23 protein-coding genes are annotated in these 25,321 nt (G+C 41.5%); 20 read left to right on the forward strand and 3 right to left on the reverse strand.

Translation table 11 applies throughout. From position 1 onward, the window contains the following. The 5 genes from L4D19_RS16995 to L4D19_RS17015 form a co-directional block, all read left to right on the forward strand. A partial coding sequence (locus L4D19_RS16995) for a polymorphic toxin type 46 domain-containing protein (protein ID WP_428453445.1) occupies positions 1–4,292 on the forward strand: 4,292 nt, incomplete at its 5' end. Beyond that, positions 4,282–4,620: an immunity protein Tsi6 family protein gene (locus L4D19_RS17000; protein ID WP_428453446.1), complete on the forward strand. Its 339-nt coding sequence runs from the start codon at positions 4,282–4,284 to the stop codon at positions 4,618–4,620. The genes L4D19_RS16995 and L4D19_RS17000, both read left to right, overlap by 11 nt. Positions 4,621–5,865: 1,245 nt before the next feature. Continuing rightward, positions 5,866–6,324: a hypothetical protein gene (locus tag L4D19_RS17005; RefSeq protein ID WP_428453447.1), complete on the forward strand. Its 459-nt coding sequence runs from the start codon at positions 5,866–5,868 to the stop codon at positions 6,322–6,324. Positions 6,325–6,449: 125 nt separating this feature from the next. Beyond that, complete coding sequence (locus L4D19_RS17010) at positions 6,450–7,403, forward strand: hypothetical protein (RefSeq protein ID WP_428453448.1); 954 nt, start codon at positions 6,450–6,452, stop codon at positions 7,401–7,403. Between the two features lie 1,030 nt (positions 7,404–8,433). Next, positions 8,434–8,922, forward strand: a complete 489-nt coding sequence (locus L4D19_RS17015; RefSeq protein WP_428453449.1) for a tetratricopeptide repeat protein — start codon at positions 8,434–8,436, stop codon at positions 8,920–8,922. Positions 8,923–9,027: 105 nt separating this feature from the next. On the opposite strand, the gene L4D19_RS17020 is transcribed toward L4D19_RS17015, so the two are convergent. The 3 genes from L4D19_RS17020 to L4D19_RS17030 are packed head-to-tail and all read right to left on the reverse strand — an operon-like array spanning position 9,028 to position 12,074. Continuing rightward, a complete protein-coding gene (locus tag L4D19_RS17020) occupies positions 9,028–9,939 on the reverse strand; it encodes a glycosyltransferase (RefSeq protein ID WP_428453450.1) in 912 nt (303 codons plus the stop codon). A gap of 9 nt (positions 9,940–9,948) precedes the next feature. Further along, on the reverse strand, positions 9,949–11,067 hold the full coding sequence (locus L4D19_RS17025) for a radical SAM protein (protein WP_428453451.1): 1,119 nt from the start codon (positions 11,065–11,067) through the stop codon (positions 9,949–9,951). After that, on the reverse strand, positions 11,064–12,074 hold the full coding sequence (locus L4D19_RS17030; protein ID WP_428453452.1) for a hypothetical protein: 1,011 nt from the start codon (positions 12,072–12,074) through the stop codon (positions 11,064–11,066). Before L4D19_RS17030 ends, L4D19_RS17025 begins: the two co-directional genes overlap by 4 nt. A gap of 766 nt (positions 12,075–12,840) precedes the next feature. Between L4D19_RS17030 and L4D19_RS17035 the strand changes: the two genes are divergently transcribed. The 15 genes from L4D19_RS17035 to L4D19_RS17105 are packed head-to-tail and all read left to right on the forward strand — an operon-like array spanning position 12,841 to position 25,321. Continuing rightward, positions 12,841–13,992, forward strand: a complete 1,152-nt coding sequence (locus L4D19_RS17035) for a tetratricopeptide repeat protein (RefSeq protein WP_428453453.1) — start codon at positions 12,841–12,843, stop codon at positions 13,990–13,992. Next, positions 13,982–14,245, forward strand: coding sequence for a flagellar biosynthetic protein FliQ (locus tag L4D19_RS17040; protein WP_428453454.1), 264 nt, complete (start codon positions 13,982–13,984; stop codon positions 14,243–14,245). Before L4D19_RS17035 ends, L4D19_RS17040 begins: the two co-directional genes overlap by 11 nt. Positions 14,246–14,263: 18 nt before the next feature. Then, a complete protein-coding gene (locus L4D19_RS17045) occupies positions 14,264–15,007 on the forward strand; it encodes a flagellar biosynthetic protein FliR (protein ID WP_428453455.1) in 744 nt (247 codons plus the stop codon). 1 nt (position 15,008) lies between these two features. Beyond that, entirely contained in the window at positions 15,009–16,091 is a 1,083-nt protein-coding gene (locus L4D19_RS17050) for an EscU/YscU/HrcU family type III secretion system export apparatus switch protein (RefSeq protein ID WP_428453456.1), read from the forward strand. Beyond that, positions 16,091–18,196, forward strand: coding sequence for an FHIPEP family type III secretion protein (locus L4D19_RS17055; RefSeq protein ID WP_428453617.1), 2,106 nt, complete (start codon positions 16,091–16,093; stop codon positions 18,194–18,196). The genes L4D19_RS17050 and L4D19_RS17055 overlap by 1 nt, the downstream gene beginning before the upstream one ends. Further along, positions 18,189–18,881, forward strand: coding sequence for a flagellar hook-basal body complex protein (locus L4D19_RS17060; RefSeq protein WP_428453457.1), 693 nt, complete (start codon positions 18,189–18,191; stop codon positions 18,879–18,881). The genes L4D19_RS17055 and L4D19_RS17060 overlap by 8 nt, the downstream gene beginning before the upstream one ends. 11 nt (positions 18,882–18,892) lie before the next feature. Next, positions 18,893–19,672, forward strand: coding sequence for a flagellar basal-body rod protein FlgG (gene flgG / locus L4D19_RS17065; RefSeq protein WP_428453458.1), 780 nt, complete (start codon positions 18,893–18,895; stop codon positions 19,670–19,672). 4 nt (positions 19,673–19,676) lie between these two features. Beyond that, positions 19,677–20,609 (forward strand): flagellar basal body P-ring formation chaperone FlgA, encoded by a 933-nt coding sequence (gene flgA / locus L4D19_RS17070; protein WP_428453459.1) that lies wholly within the window; start codon positions 19,677–19,679, stop codon positions 20,607–20,609. Next, complete coding sequence (locus L4D19_RS17075; protein ID WP_428453460.1) at positions 20,599–21,168, forward strand: flagellar basal body L-ring protein FlgH; 570 nt, start codon at positions 20,599–20,601, stop codon at positions 21,166–21,168. The genes flgA and L4D19_RS17075 overlap by 11 nt, the downstream gene beginning before the upstream one ends. 8 nt (positions 21,169–21,176) lie before the next feature. Further along, positions 21,177–22,331 (forward strand): flagellar basal body P-ring protein FlgI, encoded by a 1,155-nt coding sequence (locus L4D19_RS17080; RefSeq protein WP_428453461.1) that lies wholly within the window; start codon positions 21,177–21,179, stop codon positions 22,329–22,331. Positions 22,332–22,341: 10 nt separating this feature from the next. Beyond that, positions 22,342–22,713, forward strand: a complete 372-nt coding sequence (locus L4D19_RS17085) for a hypothetical protein (RefSeq protein ID WP_428453462.1) — start codon at positions 22,342–22,344, stop codon at positions 22,711–22,713. Positions 22,714–22,715: 2 nt separating this feature from the next. Beyond that, entirely contained in the window at positions 22,716–23,123 is a 408-nt protein-coding gene (locus tag L4D19_RS17090) for a flagellar basal body rod C-terminal domain-containing protein (RefSeq protein WP_428453463.1), read from the forward strand. Between the two features lie 16 nt (positions 23,124–23,139). Beyond that, positions 23,140–23,442, forward strand: a complete 303-nt coding sequence (gene fliE / locus L4D19_RS17095) for a flagellar hook-basal body complex protein FliE (protein ID WP_428453464.1) — start codon at positions 23,140–23,142, stop codon at positions 23,440–23,442. Then, positions 23,442–24,887 carry a flagellar basal-body MS-ring/collar protein FliF gene (gene fliF, locus L4D19_RS17100; protein ID WP_428453465.1) on the forward strand — a complete coding sequence of 482 codons (1,446 nt, stop codon included), beginning with the start codon at positions 23,442–23,444 and terminating at the stop codon, positions 24,885–24,887. Before fliE ends, fliF begins: the two co-directional genes overlap by 1 nt. Beyond that, complete coding sequence (locus tag L4D19_RS17105; RefSeq protein WP_428453466.1) at positions 24,884–25,321, forward strand: hypothetical protein; 438 nt, start codon at positions 24,884–24,886, stop codon at positions 25,319–25,321. Before fliF ends, L4D19_RS17105 begins: the two co-directional genes overlap by 4 nt.

A 25,321-nucleotide genomic window follows, 5' to 3' on the forward strand; every position in this document is an offset into this window, starting at 1 on the left:
GCTCAGGTAAAGTCGAAAATAAAGCGGTGGAGCAGACCTATGACTACGACAAGCTGGGTAACCTGGTGCGTAAAACGGATGGTCGCAACAACAGCACATTACGGATGTATGACAGTGCCGGCCTGCTTGCATGGGAGAAGAATGCCGTCGGTGCAGTCACGCAGTACCGGTACGACAGCTTCGGCAATAAAACCCATACCAAAGATGCGATGGGTAACTTCATTTTAACAACTTACAACAAGCGTGGCTTGGTGACCAGGGAGGGGCAAATTAGGGTCACTGAGCAATCTAAAGTGGTCTCAAAATCAGTAGACCCTTATGCATGGTATGGCGCGTCTGGATCTTATGGTTCTTATGGCTCATCCGGGAGCTCTAGTACGTATATTACAATAGGCTCTCGCAGCTTTTATAACTCTGGCCTTACTCATACCTATATATACGACCAGGCAGGCCGACGTATTCAGGATATTACCGGCTTGTCAGACAACGGCGCCAATACTGTTTACACCCAGTATGATGCGAATGGAAATGTTATAGCCAAGCGGACCATGGAGCGTGTTGTTACCCGCTATGAATACGATGAGTACAACCGTAAGTCCATAGAAATCACAGCGGATGGTCGTTATCAGAAGTGGTGGCATGACAGCTTCGGTAATGTCACCCAGCGACGTGATCTAAGTGGGCGCACTACCAGTGTCAAACTAAATGCCCACAAGCAAGTAGAGAAAGAGACGAATGGTGACAATGTCAATACGTATACGTATTGGAATAACGGTGCGCTGAAGTCGGTTGCTCGTACGGGAAGCTCGGGTTGGGATGCGCTGGCCAGAAACTTGGAAGCATGGTCGCCTCAGAAAAGAAATTATCACAGCAAGAGCGTAAGCAACATATACCGCTCTGAAGTGAGTCGCTATGACTATGACAGATTAGGAAACCGTACCAGTGAAACTCACAGTTCAAAACGTGAGTATACGAGAACACATAGCTATAGAGAGAGGCCTAGTAAGTACGGTAGTTATGTAACCCGAAATGTCAGCGAGAGATTTGTCTATGACTTCAAGCGTACGACGACCAACAAATATAATGCACGTGGACAGCTAGTCGAAGTTACCTCTCCGCAGCAGGCCTATTCACCTAAAGTGTTTGAGGCTGCCACATCAAAGTATGGCAGTTCAGCTCCAAAAATTGAGTCAAATACGTCTGGGTTACAACGTTTGCAATATTACTACGATGAAGTTGGCAACCGTCGCAGAGTGTATGCCGAAGTAATCAGATCAGGGACGTTCGGTGCTGTCGAGACCCAAGATCATTACTATACCTACGACTCTGTCAACCGGGTACTCGTTGCTAATGCGGTAAATGCGACTGGAGGATATAAAGAGGGGACGCGATCGTTCACCTACGATAACTTAAACCGCCGTACGCGTGAAATTAAACGTGAAGGCGGACGTTATGACCATGAACGTTATACATATCTGTTAAGTTCCGGGCAGCTGTCATCAACCTATAAGCTGAAGAACTCAACGTCCGCATCAATATCGGCGGCAACATATAGGCAGAGTTCTAGGGACTATGACAGCTATGGTCGTCTTACCCGTGAGTATAACTATGCTATTTCGAACGGGGAAGGGAACAGTCATGCAACACGGGGTTCCACTATTAAACGCACTGATTATTCCTGGGGCAGCGGTTCAAGGCTAAATAAGCAGACGACCTACAATCTGAGAGATATATCACGTCAAGAGATGCATGTGCACCGGCGGTATGGTAATTCTGGCCCTGTGATGGCGACCTATCCGGTAAATGTTTATGACCATACGGAACTACGCAAGGCGAGTGAGGTTATATATAACAGCTATGACGGTACTGGTAACGTTCTCCAATATACAGTCAATGTTAACCGACAGAATAATGTAATTCTGAAGGGAGGGGGCGATGTTTGGGATTACACGGAAGTTCATACCAAGTCCTACTTCTTTGGTATCAGTGCACAGCAGCAGACATCCAATATGACGACGACGCGACGTCACTGGAGGCCGAACAATACTACATCGTACTTTGATCGTTTTGGCGAGCTCATGTATGTCCGCGGTTCGAATACCCGCTCTGCAGGCCATGACCGGATGCTCATCAGCAACCGAGATGGACAGGTGTTATTCCGTCGTGATGGCAATAAGATGCAGGATTTCTACTATGCCAACGGGAAAGTCCTGGGCGAATCGGGCACCCTTTCTGCTACTAACTTTGAAAGCCACATGGTTAGTGCATCAAAAATGCAGCAGTCTGCGCCGGGCACCTATGCAGTATCTAATGGCGATACCCTCAAAGGGATTGCCCAGAAGCTGTGGGGGGATCCGTCTCTCTGGTATCTGATTGCCGATGCCAACTCGATAGAGCCGACAGCTGCGCTCCAGCAGGGAATGAGCCTGACTATCCCGACGGTGAACAGTAATGTTCATAATAACGACAGCACCTTCAAGCCGTACAATGCTGCGGATGCCATCGGCAAGATAGATGCCGAGGCGATACACGTGCCGCCGCCGAGTAACCACGGCTGTGCAACTATGATTGTCGCTATCGTTGTCATTGTGGTTGCTGCGGTTGTTACATACGGTGCAAGTACAGCACTTGCTACTCCAGCCGCAACTGGTGTGGCCGGGGGGGCAACCGCTGGAGGTGCAGCTGCTGCAGGGGGAGCGACTCTAAGCGCAAGTGGTGCAATGCTTGCCGGAGCCGCAGGTGCAGCTGCGGGGAATGCCGCAGGCCAACTTGTTGGTATGGCGCTTGGCGTGCAAGATGGTTTTGATTTAGGGGGAGTATTTAAAGCCGGTGCAAGAGGAGCCTTAGCCGCAGGAGTCGGTATTATGGCTGGCAAAGTGGCAGGGGCTGGAGGGCTATTTGAACAAGGTTCAATTGGCTATATTGCAGCGCGCTCTGCCGTTCAGGCGGGGGGGAACTACCTGACGAATGCTGTTCTGGAGGGCCATAGCAACTTTAGCTGGAAGGCGTTGGCTGCGAATGTCGCCGGATCCATGGCCGGGCATTATGCCGGAGAAGCTATCGGTGGTGATGCGATGACAGCCAGTCAGCAATTTACAAGAGATCTTGCTTCATCGTTTGCAGGCGGTTACACCGAAGATATCGCAAGAGAGTGGATGGATATCGGTGGTAAACGCGGCTTTGAAAATATAGCTGTTGATGCTTTTGGCAATGCGCTAGGGAACTCGGTGGTGGGTGCTCATAAAGTGGCTGCTGAGAAGGCTAGGGCCGAGCAGATCAAAGCAGGGCATGCAGAAATTAGCTATTACGGTCGGCCTGAGGGAGGTCAAGCTTCAAATGAAGGTGTAGCAGCCTACTTTGATGGTGGGGTTGCTGACTATACGACTCTAGAACAAGAAATGACCCGCTACGGTGCTGAAATGTTGCCTGATGATTATTCTGAGGGAAGCTATTCAGCATTTGATAACTACCAAGAGGGAGTATTCTTTAATGATATATTTGGATACTCAGATTTAGTTCCGGTAGAACCAGGTTTGGGAACTGTACCAATTTTACCCATCGAATGGGCTATAGATGGTATGGCTCAAATGTGGGATGGTATAACTGATGCAGTGACAGACTATGGTTTTTGGAGTCTTCAGACTGGAAAAGTTGTAGGTGGAATTGCTGCTGAGTATGCCCTTGATCGGACTATTGGGAAGTTTATTCCAGATAATCTGACTCAGAAGTTTGTAGATTGGATGCCGTTTGGTAGTTCTTCAAATATGGTTGACGCTTTGGGAGGGCGACGTGTATATCTAAATGAAAAATTTGGTCGTACAGGTGATCTTAATGCAGATATCAATATACGTGGAAACAGAGAAACAGCTATTAATTTCTATATGCAGTCTGGCTACAGCGACCTAGATATGGTATCACATCTAAATGGTATAGATTTTACTAAACCCGTTGAGGTTGTTAAATTTGGAAAAGGCCAATCGTTTTATCAATGGGATGCACCAACAACTTATAGAGGTGGACAATATTTTGCTATTATGGAAAACAGTACACCAAGTCAGTTAGGAATTAACCCTTCGAAAGTAGGGTTTGGGAGTGACACCGTATTCAATAGAATACAAACTCCTTTAATAACAAATCGAGCTGTCTATGGCTTGAAATCTACTGCCGCTCCCATTAAAGATACGTGGTCTGTTGGGCATCAGCCTTTCATGACTGCAGGTGGAGCCCCCCAGATCTTTACAACGGATCTTGATGCATTTAGCTTGAACTCTTGGAAATATTATGGCCAATAGATTTATGACACTTAATCAGCAGCAACTTTGGATAAATACTGCTATAGACCTTACAAGGGAGCGTTTAGGTAGTGACTCTCAAAATTCAGATTTATATAATTATATTCTAAATCAGTTAGAGTACATCGGTGAGTGTATTAGAGATAAATCATTATCGAGAGAAAGGCTTTCAGACGTTAATGTTGGACAGCTGGCGGTAAGAGAATTTGAATCGATTGACAGAGAGTATAGTAATTCTCTAAAAAAAGTATATTTTATTGTTCATTACATGAAGGAAGGTAATAAGGTTCCTTTATTGGATGAAAGTGGGAATATTGTTAAAGGTTAAAGGTTAAAGGTTAAAGGTTAAAGGTTAAAGTAAGCCTAGTTATAGCTGGGCTTCTATTCCAGCCCTATATATTTACTTCATCAGGTGGCTATCATTCAGTTAGGATTTGCCTGTAATTCTACTTATGCTAATAGTTTTATCGTTTTTATTGAAATTCCTGCATCTGGATTTGTGTATATGACATTTCTAGTTATGGCCTTTCATGCGGGTGCAATCTTATATATAGTGAATGCTTTATTCTATAACTTCATAAATGATGATTTGATGGAAGAACTATTTGTGTTTAGAGGTAGTATCAGTTATTTTATTTTGCTTATAGTGTTTATTAGCATCATTCTTACTTATTTTATGTGTTGCTATAAAATTAAATACGAAGAGATAGAGGCAAGAATTAAGCAAGGCAATTGGTTAGCTAAACGATCAGCGTATAAATTGATTTTATTGCCAGTATGTAGTGTGTCATTTTGCCTTGTTATACTTAACTTGCTTTATTGGTATGTACTAAACCTTAATGGTATCTTTGAGGTATAACGACTGATTGTTAATTGTTCTCACATTGAATGTGTTGTGAATATTGTAAAATATTCAGGAAATGAGGTGCTTGAAGCAAGCTGATCTTCGGTATTGGTCAACAGAAGCTACTCCACATAATGTAGCGGAAGAGGGCATTTAGCAATCAGATTCTTAGCATTTCCGTAACATCACACTTGTATTTTGACATCTGACCGATAGCCTTAAACTGTAAGTTTAGGTCACCGGAAGGCTTACGTTCATGTTTCTCAAATGGCAAGAATTTAATAATTCTCTAAAGTTTTAGATTTATTTAAGGCCAGCTAACCTGGATATTTATTACTTATAATTGTTCAAAGAATTACCGGTAAAAACATTCATAAATACTTGTGACATTAAACAATAATTTGAATGATTGTGATGCCTTATGAGTGGGTTTTCCTTTATAATGCTGTGTTAAATGATTATTAAACAATGGTTTATGTATTGAAAGATAAATGGATAACTATAACGGTTTTGAAAAAGATGAGTTGTTGTTCTTAGTTAATCTGAAATTTGATAAATGGTTTTCTGGGCGTGTGGTGGGAACTAGGGCTGCTAACGCATTTAAGTGAGTTTTGAATGATGTATAGCAGCTTTGTTACCAATTCAAGCTATATTCAACAACGTACTTGAGTGCATACTATATTAACGTTGGGTGCTATCTTTAAATGTACACTATAGGTTTCTAATAAGGTGAAGAACTTAAGCTCGGTATTAAGGTGGCTCATTTACATTCGAGAGTGCGTGTTTTTTGAAGCGCACCTGTTAGATATAAAGAGTGAGAGAGGTCCGGTAGTATTTCCTGCATTTATTGTAGGTGTCTTTGATGCGATGATTTCCTTCTTGGTGGTTCTTTGCGTAGAAAAGATGGTATTTCCTGAATCTGGTTTCACGGAAACCTACTTGTCAGGAGGGATGTTCAATCTTTCTGGATTTATATGGGTGTTTTTAATTTTTTTATTGACGTTATTTATTACAACGTTATTTTTGATGGGAATGAAATTATTCGTCGATTTAGTGGTTTTAGCAGAAAGAGGCTCAAGCTGGCTAAAGGGATTGCTTTTACATATTTTTGTTTTGCGTTTGCTGGAGGAGTTCTCGCTGGATTCTATTCATAGAAAGCAAAATAACAAGGCATCCACGTTGCATTAAAGAAAAAAAAGGACAACACCTAAAGGGTTGATAATCGAACCCGAGTGTGGATAGACGTTGGCGGGACAAAGAGCACGCAACAGCTGTTAACGGATGCGAATGGCAGTGCGCTAGGGAACTCGGTGGTGGGTGCTCATAAAGCGGCTGCTGAGAAGGCTAGGGCCGAGCAGATCAAATCCTTTGAGGGTGTAGGGCCGATATTTGACTGGCGCGATAAGTCAATGAAGTATGATTTTAGTGGCTATCAACCAATATTTGATTGGAGAGCAATAAATGATTCAAGAAGCCTTGTGAAGGCTACTGGGTCAGTTTATCGTGATATGTCAAACTATTCTCCAATTTTGGACTATACAAATTATCAGACTGAACAAATTAATAAATTGGATTGCGAATCAGTAACTGGTGTTATTATTTTTTCGAACTGTAAGTGGAAGCAATGGGAAAGTGAGTCTCCCTACCTAAGTGAGGTCGCGGGTAGAAACTCAGTATTGAGTACCGCTGTTGGCTTAGCGAATGACTTAGGGCCGTCAGGGTTTGCGTCGATGAGAGGTGTTTTCAGTGCTTCAAATAACAGTAAAGGCCTTTTTTCGGGGGGGAATCCGAGTGGTACGTCTGGCTTTTATCGGCTTTCAAATCCTAATCCTACATTGTCGACACCAGCGATAGGTGAACCTATATACGCTAAACCTTCTTTTGGGGAGGGCGTTAAAGCTGCTCGTTTCACTAATATGCTAAAAACATCAGCACGCTCAGGAGGTGTCACCGGTGCAGTATTGGCTCCAATAGGACGCGCAGTTGAATTCGGTTTGGAAGGAAAGAGCCTACAGTCCCAAGAGTTTGTTGTAAATGCATCACTTGATAGTGCAAAAGGAATGGCTGCTGGTTCAGTAGGAGCTTATGTAGGTACAGCTGTGGGCGCTGGAGTTGCAGCAGAATTCGCCGCCGCTGGTGCAGCAGCTGGTAGCGCAGTTGCTCCAGTTGTTGGTGCTGCAGTTGGTTTTCTTGTTGGTTGGGGGGCATCCTTGTTAATTGAGAATGGAGTATATAATACTTTGGAATTGAGAGATTGGAGATTTTGACGAAAAGAATACAGAATAACTATATTAGCATGATGCTCTTGGGTTTAGTCCAGAGTATCACGCTTATGTCATGTCTTCATGGAAATATTCATGTTGATGAGATTCTGAAAATTGAAAAGTATATGCTTTTCGTTTTGTTTATATATGTGTCAGGCCTACTGTTTGGAAGGCTGTTGAATAAGTTTTCTTATGAATTATTTGTGTGTTGGAGGATTGTTCTAACTACATCATATACAGGGATAGGATTGGTCATATGTTATTTTCTTATGAATGACTATCCTTTTATATATTATGTTTTATTTATTGTTCTTCCTATTGTTTTATCTTCAATTAATGGCTTTTGGTATCGTTGTAGAACTGAGAGAATGGTAATTGGGTATAAAAGAATAACAATAAGTAAATATTCGTCAGGGACATTATTAAATCGGGTTGTTGTTGTGCTTGCAGTACTAGGTGCAGTATATGCCAACTATGATCATGAAGGTGTTCTTGTCATTTTTGCGTGCTTGGTTTTGACGTTAACATTATCTTGGGCATATTTTTTCTTTTATTGGTATGAATTTTTGAATGAATGTAAGAAATAAGTTGACAATAATGGGTAATTAATAATGGTTTCAATAAATTTCACTTATATAAGTTCAACCATTTGGATGAATTTCCTATTTGTTGTCGCCTTTAATAAATTCTACCTCCTAGTCTGATATTTAAAGAACAGGCTTTCCAGAACCTTCCCTTCCGTCATCTGATGAATGGCCTTAAACTGTAAATTTAGGTCATCGGAAGATGTACGTTCATGCTCCTAAAATAGCAAAAATTCGGTAATGATACAAAGTGTCAGTGTTATCTTGGTCCTACAAAACTGAGCCAGTCATATTTGAAAAACTTTAAAATATCTTCTGAGAAGAAATATCTAAAATACTTGTGATATTAAACAATAATTTGAATGATTGTGATGCCTTATGAGTGGGTTTTCCTTTATAATACTGAATTAAATGGTAATTTAAACAATGGTTTACGTATTGAGGGATAAATGGATAACTATAACGATTTTGAAAAAGATGAGTTGCTGGCTTTAGCTAATCTTTATTTTGACAGACAGGACTATATTGTTTCACTGCGTATATTAAAACGACTAGTTTCTGAGGAAACTGCTCCAGTTGGCGCATTTTCAACATTGGGTAGAATATATGCAGTGCTCGGACTTTTTGAGCGTGCAATGGTTGCATTTGAAACTTACTTGGAATTTCGACCTGAAGCGATTCCAGAGCGTTTTGAAATGAGTCTTATCCACCGTCATATGGAAAATGATGATAAAGCGCTGAAAATCTGGGAAGAGATTCTAAAGGATAACGCAAATTTTGCACCGGTGTTATATGCTAAAGCTATGTATCTCAGAGATAATGAGCTTGAAGATGAGGCAATAGACTTGTTGACGCAGCTTATTGAAAATACACCTGCCGAAGATCGTCATGTGGAATTGGCAAATCAGCTTCTTTCTGAGATCTCGCTGTACTGTTAATTAACAAAAAGCAGTTGAACAAATGTTCGACTGCTTTTTTTATTCTTTCTCACGAAACGCTATAGCAACCCTTGTATGGATTGCGATAGCTTTTTTAGCTTATGGCTACAAATTCCGCGCTGATTTCCACATTGTTGCATTAATCTTTACGGTGCGATAAAAACTTTTCTCAAGGTGATCTCGTAGTTCATCGCATGTCTCCATATATAAATCCATAGGCATCATCTGCCGATCCGGATCTGTATGGCTTCCATGAATTGATGAACTCCAGGGTTTCATTTTTCCAACCCAGTGCAACACTTTGGATTCCCTTATCGACTGTGCCAGCTTTTGATGATCAACGTAATCTTCAAGAAACCAAATAGACAGTTCCGGCATTGCATTCAATGTTCGTGGAAGGGGAATCTGATTAGGGGATAAGTAGTTTAGGCAATCTTGATCTGCCATCGACCACTTATATTTGTTCTCGATATAACAGTTACAGATAGACTTATAGCCTTTGTCTATGGCTTTATTCAGTAGCTCTTTGGGGTTTACAACTAGAACCCCGGCATTAAAGTAGGTTCGGTTAATATGTCGTTGGTACCAATACAATGGCCGGTGCAGTGCGTATCTGGTATTGCCATCTACTGTTTTTAGCGCGTGATATTCGCCGATGCCTGCGATTGGTGCATCTTTAGTTAGGGTGACTGAATCAGCCTCATCAACAGCTCCGCGTACAAGGATATCGAGATCCATATAGAGAATATTCGTATCCCAATGTCTGCTTATCCAATCAAATGCGACCAGCCGCAATAAGGCGCCGTGCATGTGTGTTGAATCAAACTGATCGGATACACCTTCTAATGGATTGACTACCTGGCTTTCAACACCGTATTTATCTAAAAGAGCAGTGTCAAAGTCACCGGAATGGAACATTATGACCATACGAGAAGGGTTATGCTTTCTGAAAGAGTGAGCGAAAACCTGAAATTGGTCGGCATATGCGCTGTTACCGCATAGTACTACTGGCAGCATAAAACATCCTTACTCAATAATTTGTACATCGATAGCATTAAGGTTGCTCCCGTAAACATCGCTCGGGATATGATCAACTTCCAGAGCCTTTATGAGGTCTTTGAAAGAGGTTATTGCGCTGTCAGCAACCCATTTCGCCTCAACGTCCTTAAGGCTAGTCATTACAACATTCTTTAGAAATGTTCTAAATTTATCTGCGTATTTCATTCGCACACTACGCGGAAGGTTGTGAAGAGCCATGTCATGAGGTTTAACAACAGAGCATAGGTCAAATAGGTACATACTTCCGTTTAGTACCCGTTCTAGCCACCACTGGTAAATATCTTCAAGGTTATCAATGTTCATTGTCGATAATGTCACATGCACAGTAGCAAAATGCAGGAGATCGAGATTTTCGACACACCTGTCAATATTCCTTTCGAGGATACTGTGATCTAGGCCACGTCGAATTTTTTCATTCAGCTCGCGTGTGCCGTCTAGAGAAAAGACCATGCAGAGCCGTTTAGGGTACTTTAATACGATATCGTTCCAGAAACCGTTTTTGACAAGGTCATAGCTTCCGTTGGTAAGGATGGAAACAACAGCATTGGTATTTTCTAATATAGTAATTAGATCATCGTTGAGGTTTCGGTACATGAATGGTTCACCACCGTATACAACTACCGATTTGGGTTGGTGCAGCAAGATTTCAGATACCTGATCTACGGCTATAACCTTATCTACCTCGATGACACGATCTGGAAAAACCTTACCGTGCATGATGCTATGCTCTGTGTCGCAAGTATCGCAGGCCAAGTTACATTTATTGCCAAGGAAATACTGCATGACGTCGATTTCTCCCAGCATAGCACCGGTCTTGAAATCATACTTTTCAGGGTTGAACTCTCCCCCGTATTTCATTGCAGAGTTATATCCATAATGCAAGCAACTGTGACACTCATCCGGAAGTGTGTCCCTGGAAAACATTTTCTTCCTGAACTCACGCTGATACTTAGAATTCCACGGGTTTCCCGGTAGGTTTTGCGGTTTTAGGTGGCGATTGCAACAAGCTCTCCAGCCTTCAGTCTTCATATTCCACAAGGTAAATGGCTGGGCACAGAGTGGTTTGCGATGGGAGGGGGTTTTCATTGAAGACTTCCTTCTTGTTTCAATTGACAAACGATGTCATGGATCTCTGATGCAGGCGTATCCGAGTTAAGCGCATCAACTAAAAGCTCGGGCAGTCTGAATCGTCTCTCACCATCAAGTTTTGAATAATAGTTTGCCTTGACTAACACCGATCTAAGAAAGTCAGGATGGAGCCATTTATGTGCTCTCAATGCTGCGGTGGCATACTCGCCGTAAGGCGTGACTTTTGCGATAGTTGTCCCGTCATTAAGTTCCCATGGAAGATTATCGCGATCAAATACGACGGCCCCCTGGGCCTGGTAAGCCTTCTCACGCATCGAAGATAGGACAGGATCGCTGTCTTCAATGATTGTTAGCGGGTTAACAAAGTAAACATCGTTATTTCTAAAGCTATTCGTTGTTGGGAGTAATTTATTAAGAATGTCATCAATTATGGAGTCACCCTGGTTCTTAATTTGCTGCCTACGTTCTACCAAGTCGAATGTTCGCATTGCAGCGAGTTTGCGGCTTGTTTTGTCTACATCAAAAACCATGAGGTCTGACGAATAATAATTCGTACTGATTACTAGCCTGCGGAAGTGTTCGTCTATCATTTCTTCTTTGAGCTCATTGGTACGGTTTCTGCCATGGCAAAGGGCTGCATGATCAATCGCGTCGGTTTTCGCGATCATCATAAACGGCTTTAATGTTCTGACAGGTAAAACATTCAGTCCCATGAATACGGAGGTTGCACAAGCTGGAGATAGCGCTTCGTTCAAGGCTGCCATTCTTAGTAACTCCGAGCCATAAGTTCTGTTATCAGAACCTTTACACATACGTATTACACATGGAAGCTTGGGTAACTCAGCTATATTTACATCGCCATCAACAAAGATACTAATTGCTACCTGTTGAGAGAGGCCTTCATTAGCTATTAACTCTCCCATACGGACTAACCACACATATAATTGATTTTCATCTCCAGCCGCAACTGCAGTATGAAATGTTACTTTTACATCTAGAATCATGTAACGTCCTGTTTTAAACCTGAATCATCACAAGAGAATTGTCCAGTAGAGTGAATCACAGAGCTCTGCTAATAAGCATTGTTAGCTTTGCCTATGAGGTAATAATTCGCATAAGAAAAACAACAATAAGACGCAAGTTATTTTTAATCTAAGGCAAGAGATGATAATGACACTAAGGAGTTATCTTGTACCTAGCATTGCGTTGAAATAACAAAGTTACAACAAGGCATTTTTTGGGCGATGATAATATAGTAAGGTTAGTGTACATTTGTTGATGTAATCGACATTTTTTAAAAACTACTGTCAGTTTATCTGAGCAAACTCAGTATATGGTTTTATATAAGTTGGCTTAACCAATATTGGTGTAGCTATATAAGCGTCATTGAGTTCAATTGAAGTGATGGTTAATACTTATATAAACAATCATAATTTCCAGTTTTGGGTATTATGTCCTGTGTGATGAATGATAATGGAGTTAGTAGCACTATAATGTAATCGATATCATTGTAATTATTGATAATTAAGTTATTAAATAGGAGTGAAAAATGCGATGGTTTAATAAGAATTACATGAGTTGAGTAAATGGTATTTAAGAATAAGATTAGGCTGTGAAGGGATTTTTATTGCACCGAAGGTGATTTATGTCAAAAAAGTGAATACTTCATAAATAGCCCTTGCAAATGCGGCTTGCTTGAATAATAAAAAGTCCGTATCTTTCTCTTAATATATTAATAAATAATTATCTTGGTTAGTTTGCTAGGCTCTTATGGATGTTTCTGAACAATATAAAAGATACAAGAAGTATCTTGAGTTTGACGCTGAAAATACACAGTTACTCGCACAGACTATTGAGTTTGCTTTAAAGGCTAATGATTTTAATGGTGCCTGGGAGTTGGCTGTTAGGGCGATGCAGGAGCATTCGGAAGATCTTTCCTGTCGTTATCAAGCAATAACAACTGCAATAGCAACTCATAAGTATAACGAAGCCATTTCATGGCTTTCCGCTACTATCAGTACTGATCAACCTCCTGTTTGGGCATTATATAATTATGTATATTCGCTTTTACAGTTAGGTGACTATGATGGCGTTATTGGCTATGTTGATTCAATACAGGTACAGCTCGAAGAAATACCCCAAATAATGCTTCTCAAAGCGCGAGCACTTCACTTTAATGCTGAATATACAGCATGTGAAGAGGCGCTTGTTGCTTATCTTTCTTCCAATCCGGAAGATGCTGAGGCATTAGGCTGTTTGAGCTTGGTATTGCTTGATATGGGTACTATTGAGCAGGCAGAACTAACAGGCTTAAAAGCGTTAGAGCTAAATGCAAAACAGTTTGAATCCCTATTGACTATGGCAACGATTAAGCTGGCACAGCATGATCCGAAAAAAGCACTAGCTTATGCCGAGCAAGCCTTGTCTATTGCTCCTAACGCAGGCAGAGCTCTCACAATTAAAGGTCAATTGTTGTTGATTGAGAGCGATTATGAACAGGCCATGGTTGTTTTTGAAAAGGCGATAGAAACCATACCTTCCCATATCGGTACTTGGCACGGACTTGCTTGGTGTTATTTGCTGTCAGATCAGTATGATAAATCTGAGCGAGCTTTTGAAAATGCATTACAGCTCGATCATAACTTTGCCGAGTCTCATGGTGGACTTGCGTTGGTTTGTGCGATTCAGAATAAATTCGATGATGCTGACGAACATTTGGCAAGGGCACTACGGTTGAATCGTCGTTGCTTTACTGGTCTGTTTGCCAGGGCGATGATATTACGTAAACGTGGAAAAGATAAAGAAGCAGATAAGATTATTACAGCGATCCTCAAATCACCAGCAGCAGCTGGTGCACTTCCCCTTCGTGAGGTCGCCGGAAATCTTATTTCAAAGTTGAACGAGTCATTTGATGACAAGTGATACAGCAGTATTAATACTTTCGCAAATGTTGGTAAAGACAGCGATTATAGCAACACCAGTATTGATGGTGTGTTTAGTCGTAGGTTTGCTTGTTAGCTTAATTCAAGTTGCAACGCAAATACAGGAGATGACATTAACATTTGTTCCGAAGTTGCTAGCTGCCGGAGTTACAATATTATTAATTGGGCGTTGGATGCTTTTGTCTATTGTTGAGTTTTTGATTACACACATAGAGAAAATTGCTCAATTTTAATCGAATAAAGAAGGGATCATGGCTTTTTCTGAGTTTAATATTGCATTGGTGTTGTCTGCATCAAGATTTACACCTTTGATGATTTCTGGAGGATTGCCACCTTTCTCACGTGTGCCAAAATCAATTAGAATTATTCTTCTTATTGTTGTGGCTGGCGTTTTTGCAAGTACGGCGAAATTGACACAGATTCAAGAGACTGATGAGCGGCTAGTCTTTTATATCTTATCGGAAATTATGCTTGGCTTTGTTTTTGTTTTCAGTTTGGCTATGGTTTATGGGGCAATTGATTTTGTCGGAAAAACAATTGATGTCCATATGGGATTTGCTGCTGTTAACGTTTTTAACCCTTTTTCAGGTCAAACGGGGTCATTATTAGGCAATGCTTTGATGATGACATTAATAACATTGCTGGTGACACTAAATATTCATGTAGATCTTGTTAGGTTAATTGGTCTAAGTTTTGATTTTGTACCGTTAGGTGAGGTTAATATTGCCGTGGAACCTAAAAGGTTCTTAGCTCACCTTGCTGGTGTCTTTGTCATGACGGTAATGATGTTTATTCCCGTATTCTCAGCGTTATTCCTTGTCGATTTTGCTATTGGAATGGTGTCGAAATCGATGCCTCAAATGAATGTGTATTTTGTAACGTTACCGCTAAAAATCTTTTGCGGTGTGATTTTTATGGCACTGACAGTGCGAAGCTCTGCACCTGCGTTTGTTGATCTAGCGAAGCAGACTACTTCTTTTATAGAGAGACTATAAAATGGCAGAGCAAGAACAGAACAAGAATGAACAGCCAACTCCTTTTAAGCTAAGCGAAGCCAAGAAGAAAGGACAGGTCGCTAAAAGCACTGAGTTTACGAGCATACTCGGTTTAATGTTAATTCTTCCAATCGGATATGCTATTTCAGGTTGGTTAATTGATTCTGTTGCGCGGTCGTTTCGGATAGCGATGTTGGCAATTGGTAAAATTGGGACGTCAAATAATGAGGCAATGTTATCTTGGGTATGGAACTTCATGTCTGAGGGATACATTATTGTTTTTCCAATTTTGTTTCTGGCTATGATTGTGGGAATAATGTTGACAGTTGTTCAGATTGGTTTTATTTGGTCTGAAGAACCTATAAAACTGGATATCAAACGTATGAATCCAGTTACTAATCTTAAGAAGTTATTTTCAAAAAAAATCATATTTGAATCTATTAAAGTCCTAATAAAAATGGGAGCTGTAGCATTGCTGGCATGGTGGTTTGGTTTCGACCTTTATCAAGCGACCACTGATTTTCGCTACATTCACCCTGGCAATTATGCGAATGAACTTGCACAGCTCTTGCTTTTTACAGGACTGGTAGTAGGGCTGGTTCTGATGATCTTTGCTTTAGCTGACTTAGCTTTTGTTAAATGGTCTTTCCTTCAACAAATGAAAATGTCCATGCGTGAAATAAAGGATGAGCACAAAAAGCGAGAAGGTGATCCTGAAATTAAAGGTAAAAGGAGAAAGGCCCAACAAGAGCTACTAAAGCGTTTGTCAGGACTGGCGAAGGTCAAAGATGCAGATGTCATCATTACTAACCCAACGCACTATGCAGTGGCGCTGAAGTATAAGCCTGAAACAATGTTAGCACCTGAAATGCTGGTGAGTGGACGTGGTTTCTTTGCTGCCTTGATACGTAAACAGGGGAGAAGATACTCAGTCGTTGTTAAACGAAACCCACCCTTGGCTCGATTGCTCTACAAGCAATGCAAAATTGGTGGTCCTATTGCAGCAGAGAGCTTTGAAGCTGTTGCGGCGGTCTATAGAGAGTTGTGGCGTAATAGCACTCCGGAACAAGGTGCGGTGAAGTGATGGCTGTTCAAAGTGTGAACTCAAGGCTGGGAACTAAGAGTGACTTGCTTATTGTACTAGCGACAATTGGCATTATCTCTGTGCTTTTTACACCTCTGCCTCCAATGGCGCTGGATTTCTTGTCTATCTGTAATGTTGGGACAGCGCTGCTAATTTTGTTGCTGACATTTTACTCTGAGAAACCATTAAGCTTTTCAACATTTCCGTCAATATTATTAATCACAACACTATTTCGCCTGGCATTAAATATATCTGCAACGCGGTTAATATTAGATGATGCCAGTGCGGGTAAAGTAATTGGCGCAATTGGTGAACATGTTATCGGTGGTAATTATGTGGTTGGTGTCGTTGTCTTTGTTATTCTGATTGTTGTTCAGTATGTCGTTGTAACTGCCGGTGCTCAGCGTGTTGCTGAGGTTGCTGCACGCTTTACTCTAGATAGTATGCCGGGCAAGCAAATGAGTATTGATGCCGATTTGAATATTGGCGTGATTGATGAACAAGAAGCCAAGAGGAAGCGCGAAGAAATACAGCAAGAGGCTAACTTTTATGGCGCAATGGATGGTGCAACTAAGTTTGTAAAAGGTGATGCCATTGCGGGCATTATCATTATCTTCGTCGATATCATTGCGGGTCTCATGATGGGCGTTGGGCATCATGGTATGAGTTGGAATGAGGCCTTGCATACCTATACGCTGCTGACGGTGGGTGATGGCATTGTTACTCAGATACCTTCACTTATCATTGCAACGGCGACAGGTATTATTATTACACGTGCAGCTACTGACTCTAAATTGGGCTCAGAGGTGGTTGAGCAGATTACTGCCCATCCTGTTACCTTGTTGATATTAGCTGCCTGCATATTTTTCCTGATGTTTCTACCTGGTTTGCCTACAGGGGCATTGGCTCTTGCATTGCTGGCAGTTGTTGCTCTTTTGATTTATTCCTATCGAAGTGCGGGTAAATCGGGTGAGCAGGATAATCCAGAAGCGATAGAAGATGATGAGGAGTTACCCCGGTCAGGCAGTAAAGACGATATCTATAAACAACTGGAACTTCACCCTATTGAAGTACGGTTAGGGGTGGAGCTGCATGAGGTTCTTGAACAAGTAAAAGATGCACTTTACGAAAGGGTGCAAAACTTCCGTAAGCAGTATGCTCTTGATTCTGGCTTTGTTGTTCCATCAGTAAAAGTTATAGGTAGCCACTCGGGTGTTGATTCCGACGCATATGCTATTTACGTGTATGGGGTTAAATTAGGATCTGGTCAAATTAAAGTAGACCACCAATTAGCAATTGCGGGCGCTCAGACCAAAGTACAACTTGATGGTGAAAAGACGACAGAACCAACCTATGGGTTACCGGCTGTTTGGGTTCCTGAATCAGGGGTGCAGATGGCTCGTGCTGCCAATTACACTTTAGTGGATTGGCAAACAATGTTGATCACGCATTTAGGTGAAGTCATTCGTTCTAATGCGAATGAATTGCTGACGCGTAACGAAGTTGAAAAACTCCTTGAGAGAAATAAGGCCACTTGCGAAGGTTTGGTTGAAGAAATAGTACCAAGCATTATGTCACTAACGGATATACAGCGAGTATTTCAGTTATTACTGAAGGAAAATGTGCCTATCCGTAATATCGAGTTGATTCTTGAGGTGTTGGCTGATGCAGGTAAACGCATGAAAACACCTGAAGAGCTGGTTGAAGAAGTGCGCTTAAGGCTGGGGGCGTTCATCTGTCAATCTTTGATGAGTCGTAATGGCTTGTTAGAAGTGCTGACCTTAGAACCAAATTTAGAACGAGTACTTATAACGACGGTCAATCCACCAGAAAGGATGTCAGCATTTTCTATCGATCCATCGGGTAAAGAGCAACTGTTAAATGCGATTAGCTACAGTGCGCAAAAGATGATGTCTAAAAATCATATGCCCGTGATTATGTGTTCACCAGTGATTAGGCGTCGTCTTAAACAATTAACCGAAAGAGCTTTACCAAGGTTAGCAATTATTTCGATGACGGAAATCCCTACGTCATTGAGTGTCAATTCATTTGATGTCGTTAAAGCATCTGTGCAGTCAACAAATCTAGAGGCAAAGTATGGTTGATCCTATAAATATTGTTTCGAGCACTATGCAGCAAGACCTTCAGCGAATTGAAGTGGTGAGTAATAACGTTGCCAATGTAAATAGTGTTGGTTTTAAAGCACAAGCATTGCCAAATGTTCAAAACAATATTGGCGGTGTACCAGAGCACGAGAATAATACTTTATCGGTAAATGTAAGTGATGGCCGGTTAATACAAACGGGGCGAAGCTTAGACTTGGCCATACAAGGTCAGGGTTTCTTTGTTGTCGATAACAACGGAGAAAAGCTCCTGTCACGCAATGGTAGCTTTTCCGTGAATCGAGATGGGTACTTGGTAACTTCTGCAGGTAGTTACTTGGTACAAGGTACCAATGGCGCTGTATATATTGGTGATGAGGCATTCCAGGTGAAAAGTAACGGACAAATTATCAGTAATGGTCAGGAGTTGGACCGTCTTCAGGTTCATCAAGCATTTGGTGATTTACGTTCTGTTGGAAACGGCGCATATCAAGCCCAGGGTAGTGGGCAGATCGTAGAAGGCTATACTGTTGCACAGGGAGTCCTCGAAACGTCGAATGTCGACGTTGCATCAGAAATGATGCAGCTGATGTCAACTCAGAAACACTTTGGCTTAATACAGCGCTATTTCGTGGCCTATGACGGCTTGTTGAAAAGTGGAATTAATCAGATTGGAAAAGTGAATTAGGTACTATTGAAATGATAGATGCACTATATATTGCAGGATCTGGAATTCAAACACAGCAAACTTATGTTGATGTGATTTCAAATAACATCGCAAATGTAAATACAATTGGATATAAGCGCGAATCAGTTAGTTTTTCTGATATGGTTTCGGGGAGCCAATCAGCTAATGGGAGTAGTGTTAGTCAGTCTCCGATTGCTTTTGGTGGCAATGGGGCGACAATAAATGAGATTCGTCCAGTTTTCGAAGATGGCGATTTGCGTGCAACAGATTCTGAACTGGATCTTGCTATTTCTGGGCGTGGTTTTTTCGAGGTTGAACTTGAAAATGGAGAGCAGGCTTACACTCGTGTTGGTAAGTTAAGCATCAATACGGATGGTAAACTAGCAACAGCGACGGGTCAGATACTCTCTGCGAATATTACGGTTCCCCTAGACGCTAAATCTATCGAAATCAGTAGTACAGGCGAGGTTCATGTCAGTGTTCCAAATGAAACAAATAAGGTTTATATCGGCGAACTAGAATTAGCTAAATTTTCAAGTCCATCTGAGTTAGACCCCGCCGGTTATGGTTTGTATAAGGCGACTGATTCGAGTGGGCTTGCCTATTATGGTAAACCAGGTGAGGCTGGGTTTGGAGATATTCGCCAAGGGTTTGTTGAGGTTTCGAATGTTTCAATGGTCGCAGAAATGGTGAACTTGATGCTCGCTCAGCGTGCATATCAGTTGAACGCTCGTGTCGTTCAAACCGCAGATCAGTTGATGGAAACTGCTAATAATTTAACTCGGGGTTGATAAAGTGCGCTTGCTTGCTGCTATCTTTATTGTCTTTTCTTTTACCTCTATGGCAGGTGAAGTAAAACTTTCTTTTCGAGAGCCTGTGCTGCGAATCGACGAGCAAGCAAAACTTAAGGATTTACTTATTATTCGAGCAACTGACACCGAATTGAAGATGAAACTTGGTAAGTTACCATTGGTAAGTAATGCTGGTGAAATAAGTGACAAAGAATTAGTGACCTATATTAGAGAGAATATAGAAATCGAATTCGATATAAAGTGGCGCGGGGAAAGACACGCTGTTTTAAAGCAACTTAAAAAAGTGAGCTCGGAGTCAATTAAGACAGAGATGGAAGCGCCAGTTAACCAATGGGTGGAGGAAACTTTTGGTAGTGATGCGGGTGTGTTGTGGTTAGATTATCCAGACCCATTGGTGATTGAAACAAGCCAATCTTTGCTGGGATTTGAACTTGACCCTCGTGGCTCATCCCCAAGGCAAATCGTTGGGTATTTAAAAACTGGCAATGATAAGCAGGTGTTGGCAAAGCATAGAAGAAGAGTTTTAATTTCTATTAAAAAGCCGGTTTATGTCGCTACATGTTCGTTGAACAAAGGCACAGTATTAAATGACGAATGTTTTCAACGTCGTACTGAAATTATTGAAAATAAGTTATGTGTTGGCACTAACTCGAAGTTGTCATTATTACGGTTAACCTCGCCTCTTGAATCAGGACAAATACTATTGCAAGAGGCCGTTAAGACTATCTCTATGATTGAAGCGGGTGATCGGGTGCTGGCAACCTATTCACGTAACGCGATTATGATTGATTCATTTGCAATAGCAAAACAGTCAGGAAGTGAGGGTGACAGAATTCAAGTGCTAATTCCTTCGTCTGGTAGTGAATTACCAGCTGTTGTAACGCGAAAAGGAAGAGTGACTATAAATGGTAGTTAGGATTATATGTGCATGGATATTGTTGTTTGGATCATGTGCAGCCATCGCTGAGAACTTTTTTGATCAGGGCGGTTTTGTTTCTTTAGTTTCAGATAATAGGGCTCACAAGGTAGGTGATACTTTAACCGTCATTATTGTTGAGAGCACAAAGGCAGAGAGCAGAGCTGGAACAGGATCCGAGACAAGTATTGATGTGGCTGCGAATGTTATTACTACATCGGATAGAGAGAAGTTCGGCTTAGGCTATGACCGGGATAGTGCCGATGATGCCAATACGAAACGGGAAGGCAAATTTAAGGGGCAATTAGCTGTACGTGTCGACGGTATGGATGAGCATGGCATGCTGTACGTTACCGGTGAGCAATTACTTCTAATTAATGGTGAAGAACAACGCATTGCGTTGACTGGATACATTCGACCTATAGATGTAAGAGATGATAATACAGTTTTGTCGAGCCGAGTTACAGATGCCCGTATCGAATTTAACGGAAACGGTGTTGTAAACGATGGCCAGTCTCCTGGCATTTTCTCTCGTATATTCAGCTGGTTTGGGTTATGAGGATTAACATGAGCAGACATATAATCGCTGTTCTACTTCTTCTCTTTGGGGGAGTGTTTGATGCACATGCTTTCACTGGCATAAAAGTGGGAGCACTGACACGAGTTGAAGGAGTACGAGATAACGAACTGGTCGGTTATGGAATCGTTATCGGTCTGAGCGGGACGGGTGATAGCCGACGGAGTCAGGCGACATTGCAGTCGGTTGCTAACACTCTACAAAAGTTTGGGGTGTCTGTTTCGATGAATGAAATTAGTAGTCGAAATGTAGCTGCTGTTATGGTGACATCGACAATTCCAGCTTTTTCCGAGAAAGGGAATAGAATTGACGTCAATGTATCATCGATAGGCGATTCACGTAGCTTGGTTGGCGGAACATTATTATTGACGCCGTTGAAAGCGGTAAATGGAAAAGTCATTGCTGTCGCACAAGGTTCAGTATCTATTGGTGGTTATAGTTTTGATGCCTTCGGTAACAAGGTGCAAAAGAATCACCCTACCGCTGGAATTGTTCCAAAAGGTGCGGTGGTTGAATACTCGACAACAGATACAGTAATAAACCCTGATGGTAGCTTTAGTTTGTTGCTAAAAGAGCCAGATTTTAATTTAGCAAGCAAGATAGCGGATGCAATTAACTTCCGTGACCCTTCAGTGGCAGCAGAAGCATTACATGCGGGGAAAATACGTGTTTCTCTTGGGAAAAACATAGGTTCGGATGCATTTAGAAAAATTGGGCAAGTTCAGAATATTACTGTGGTTCCGGAAAAGACTGCGCGTATTGTAATTAACGAAAGAACAGGAACCATAGTCGCAGGTGGAGCTGTCCAGATTGATAATGTCACCATTACGCATGGTGATCTGAAAATCAGAATAGATACGGATTACCTTGTATCTCAGCCAGATTCTGTACAGCTTTATGACCGTTGGGGAGCACCTGTCGGTGGTGGGGCAAGCAATGAAAATATTCGTTCTATTGTAGTTCCTGATACCAATATCCAGGTTGATGACTCTGGCAATAAGGGTATCACTCTTGCCCAGGGAGCCAGAGTATCAGATTTAATTAGCGCACTTAATGACATGAAGCTCTCTACTCGAGACATAATTACCATTTTACAGTCCATAAGCCGTGCTGGTGCACTTCACGGTGAGCTAATAGTTCAATAAGGAAATTAAAGTGATTAATGAAGTTTCAACAAAATTATTAGTGCTCTCAATGGATATGGAAGCTTATAAGCAGCAGGTTGCTGCCGTCAATGTTGCAAATGTAAATACCAATGGATATTCAGCTCAATCTGTAAATTTCGACAGCGTGTTGCGACAAATTAGTACTAGTAGAGATAGAGCTCAGTTCGCAATGAATATTGACCTTTATAGAACGATGGACTTAGAGCAGTTGGCTGATGTTGAAAATAATGCTCAATCGCAGTCTGTCATGTTGGATGAGGAGATTTTGGCATCGACTCAGGCTTCGGGTAAATATCAGGCAATGGCTGAGTTATTGAATAGAAGGTTGGGGTTGATTCGTATGGGTATCAAGGGGCAATAATCATGGCACTGTCAGAAATAAAGGCCATTGCTGCACAAGGCTTAATTCAACAAAGGCTTATTGTTGAAGCTGCAGGTTTGAATATAGCGAATGCAAATCGAGTGGTTAATCAAGGAACAAACATTCCGTTATATCGTGTCGAAGTGGAAAGTAACTCTTTTGCTGATCTTATTTCTGGAAAAAATAACAACGGCCCTCAGATTGTATCGGCTAGTGCGCCTTTGAAATCCCACTTTTCACCGACGGATCCTAATGCTGACGCACAAGGTATGGTTTGGCGACCTGATATAAATACAACACAACAATTGATTGATGTTGTCAGTGCAAATCGTGCCTATGAGGCAAATTTGAGAATTTACAATGCTGCTTCTTCAATGGGCAAGAAAATTATGAAATTAGGCGGCAATTAGGAAGTAGGAAAGACATATGATTGATTCAATAGTACCAATTGCTAGTAAAGAGCTCTTTGATGTATCTGCGAGTGAATCTATATCACTCCCACAACCATCAGCAACGGATTTTGGCAATATGGTTCAAGACGGTCTTCAGAGCGTTAATGAGTCTATAGCTAAGGCTGATTCGATGACTGAGGCTTTTGCTCTGGGCGAGGCAGATATACAAGATGTGATGCTAGCAGTGGAAGAGGCAAACATGACAATGCAACTGGCAATAACCGTACGTAATAAGACAGTTGAAGGCCTGCAAGAGTTGTTGAGGATGCAATTGTAATGGAGGCATTAAATCAGGGCTGGAAAAATATTGCCTCACGTAAGCGAACACTAATCAGCGGTATTGCTGTCATTATGGTGGTTGGTGCATTTGCATTGGTATGGTGGTTGTACCAACCCAAATATGATGTGTTGTTTGCGAACTTGGAGCAAACTGACGCAGCTGAAATAACTCAGCGACTGAAAGCGATGGAAGTGCCATTTTCATTGGAAAATGACGGTACAACCATCAAGGTTGATGAGAATACACTCAATGAAACTCGCTTGGGCTTAGCCTCTGAACAATTGGCTTTAACCAAGCCAGTTGGTTATGAAATTTTTGATGATGCTGATTTTGGATTAACAGAGTTTGCTCAAAAAGTTAATTACCAAAGAGCTCTTGAAGGAGAACTGGCGAGGACGATAACTGCAAATAAATTATATAAACAAGCTAGAGTGCACTTATCTATTCCAGAAAAGCGTTCGTTTCAAAGAGAAGAGCTAAAAACGAAAGCTGCTGTGACGATTGTAACGGTTGATCAATCCCGACTGAATTTTCAGCAGGTAGCGGGCATACAGCGCTTAGTCTCGTCGGCAGTGCCAGAGTTAGATAAGGACAGCGTTACGGTATTAGATGGCGCTGGGCGTTCATATGATTTCTCCGACCCCGAATTAGACGTGACAGGCTCTGGAAATTTGCGCCTTGCTTATCAGGAAAAGATTGAATCCTATTTAGTTAGAAAAATTGAGCAAGTTTTGGATCCCGTCTTCGGCAAAGATAGTTTTCAGATTGGGGTCAATACGACGCTGGACTTTAATAAGATACGTTCTAAAAGGCAGGAGTTAACAACTATCGGCAATGATGATGCGGGATATGTTAAACGCCGTATTGAAAGACGGGATGAAACAAATGAACCAAAGATCAAGGATGTAAAAAATCTCTCTGTCGAAGAGGAGTTTGAGTTTGGTAAAGAGATGATTGAGACTGAAACAGCATCGGGTCAGCTAGCACGTCTAACCGTTGCTGTCGTCATTAATGGGAAAGTAGCAGAGAAAGACATACAGTCCGTGCATGAACTTATCTCAGCGACTGTTGGTATTGATCCTAAGAGAGGCGATTTACTTACAGTTAAAGCTATTCCGAGTTATCGAAAGACCTCGGGTAGCAATGAGGAAGCAATAGTTAAAAATGCAGAAACTATTGAACAGAGAAATATAGCAAAAGAACTTGTGAAAAGTGAAACAGATACTCAGAAGATTAAAGATATGGTGTCTGTCTTTTTCAAACCTAATTACGTTATTTTAGCTCTGGGTACATTATTCGTTGTATTTGTGTTGATAGCAGCAAAAGTAAAATCGCAATTAGGTTCTCCTAAAAAGTTGAGCAATAAAGAACGAGAAGAATTGCTTCAGGATGTTCAGGAATGGTTAAAAATTGAAAATATGACCAAGGAGACCGTTTCATGAGCCAGGTATTAAGGACAGTATCGGCAAAGTTATCAACGCTTCACAAGCGTGATGTTGCATGGCTAACAAAGCGATTGCCGAAAGAAGTTTCAAAAGAGCTTGCTGTTTACTCTAAAGAGTTTTCGCACCTTGTAAAAGGGGAGGGGCGTGAGTTCATCACAATGATTGATACTCAGTTCCAGACTTCATACCAAGAGGCACTAACCAAGAAGACCCGCTTCGATACTCTATGCAGTTCATTATCAAAACTGAATAACGGTGAGGCAAAAGAGCTTAATCAGCGGTTGCCGATGAGCGTGCGTAATGAGTTAAAGAATAGATATACATGGCCTTGGGTAGAGGGTAGCGATGATTCTCCCTCATCAGGGACATCAATTTATGTTCAGGAAAAACTATTTCAAATGTTGGTCAGTGGTAATTCTAAACCGGAGTGA

The organism is Photobacterium kasasachensis (assembly GCF_050336885.1).
Classification (GTDB): Bacteria; Pseudomonadota; Gammaproteobacteria; order Enterobacterales; family Vibrionaceae; genus Photobacterium; species Photobacterium kasasachensis.

Bases quoted from the DNA above. Each gene is read 5' to 3' on its own strand.
- fliF (WP_428453465.1), top strand. From the start codon at position 23,442: ATGGAGGCATTAAATCAGGGCTGGAAAAATATTGCCTCACGTAAGCGA.
- L4D19_RS17000 (WP_428453446.1), top strand. From the start codon at position 4,282: ATGGCCAATAGATTTATGACACTTAATCAGCAGCAACTTTGGATAAAT.
- L4D19_RS17090 (WP_428453463.1), top strand. From the start codon at position 22,716: ATGGCACTGTCAGAAATAAAGGCCATTGCTGCACAAGGCTTAATTCAA.
- fliE (WP_428453464.1), top strand. From the start codon at position 23,140: ATGATTGATTCAATAGTACCAATTGCTAGTAAAGAGCTCTTTGATGTA.
- L4D19_RS17075 (WP_428453460.1), top strand. From the start codon at position 20,599: ATGGTAGTTAGGATTATATGTGCATGGATATTGTTGTTTGGATCATGT.
- L4D19_RS17055 (WP_428453617.1), top strand. From the start codon at position 16,091: ATGGCTGTTCAAAGTGTGAACTCAAGGCTGGGAACTAAGAGTGACTTG.
- L4D19_RS17035 (WP_428453453.1), top strand. From the start codon at position 12,841: ATGGATGTTTCTGAACAATATAAAAGATACAAGAAGTATCTTGAGTTT.
- L4D19_RS17040 (WP_428453454.1), top strand. From the start codon at position 13,982: ATGACAAGTGATACAGCAGTATTAATACTTTCGCAAATGTTGGTAAAG.
- L4D19_RS17060 (WP_428453457.1), top strand. From the start codon at position 18,189: ATGGTTGATCCTATAAATATTGTTTCGAGCACTATGCAGCAAGACCTT.
- L4D19_RS17045 (WP_428453455.1), top strand. From the start codon at position 14,264: ATGGCTTTTTCTGAGTTTAATATTGCATTGGTGTTGTCTGCATCAAGA.
- L4D19_RS17105 (WP_428453466.1), top strand. From the start codon at position 24,884: ATGAGCCAGGTATTAAGGACAGTATCGGCAAAGTTATCAACGCTTCAC.
- L4D19_RS17015 (WP_428453449.1), top strand. From the start codon at position 8,434: ATGGATAACTATAACGATTTTGAAAAAGATGAGTTGCTGGCTTTAGCT.
- L4D19_RS17025 (WP_428453451.1), bottom strand. From the start codon at position 11,067: ATGAAAACCCCCTCCCATCGCAAACCACTCTGTGCCCAGCCATTTACC.
- L4D19_RS17030 (WP_428453452.1), bottom strand. From the start codon at position 12,074: ATGATTCTAGATGTAAAAGTAACATTTCATACTGCAGTTGCGGCTGGA.
- L4D19_RS17020 (WP_428453450.1), bottom strand. From the start codon at position 9,939: ATGCTGCCAGTAGTACTATGCGGTAACAGCGCATATGCCGACCAATTT.
- L4D19_RS17050 (WP_428453456.1), top strand. From the start codon at position 15,009: ATGGCAGAGCAAGAACAGAACAAGAATGAACAGCCAACTCCTTTTAAG.
- flgG (WP_428453458.1), top strand. From the start codon at position 18,893: ATGATAGATGCACTATATATTGCAGGATCTGGAATTCAAACACAGCAA.
- L4D19_RS17080 (WP_428453461.1), top strand. From the start codon at position 21,177: ATGAGCAGACATATAATCGCTGTTCTACTTCTTCTCTTTGGGGGAGTG.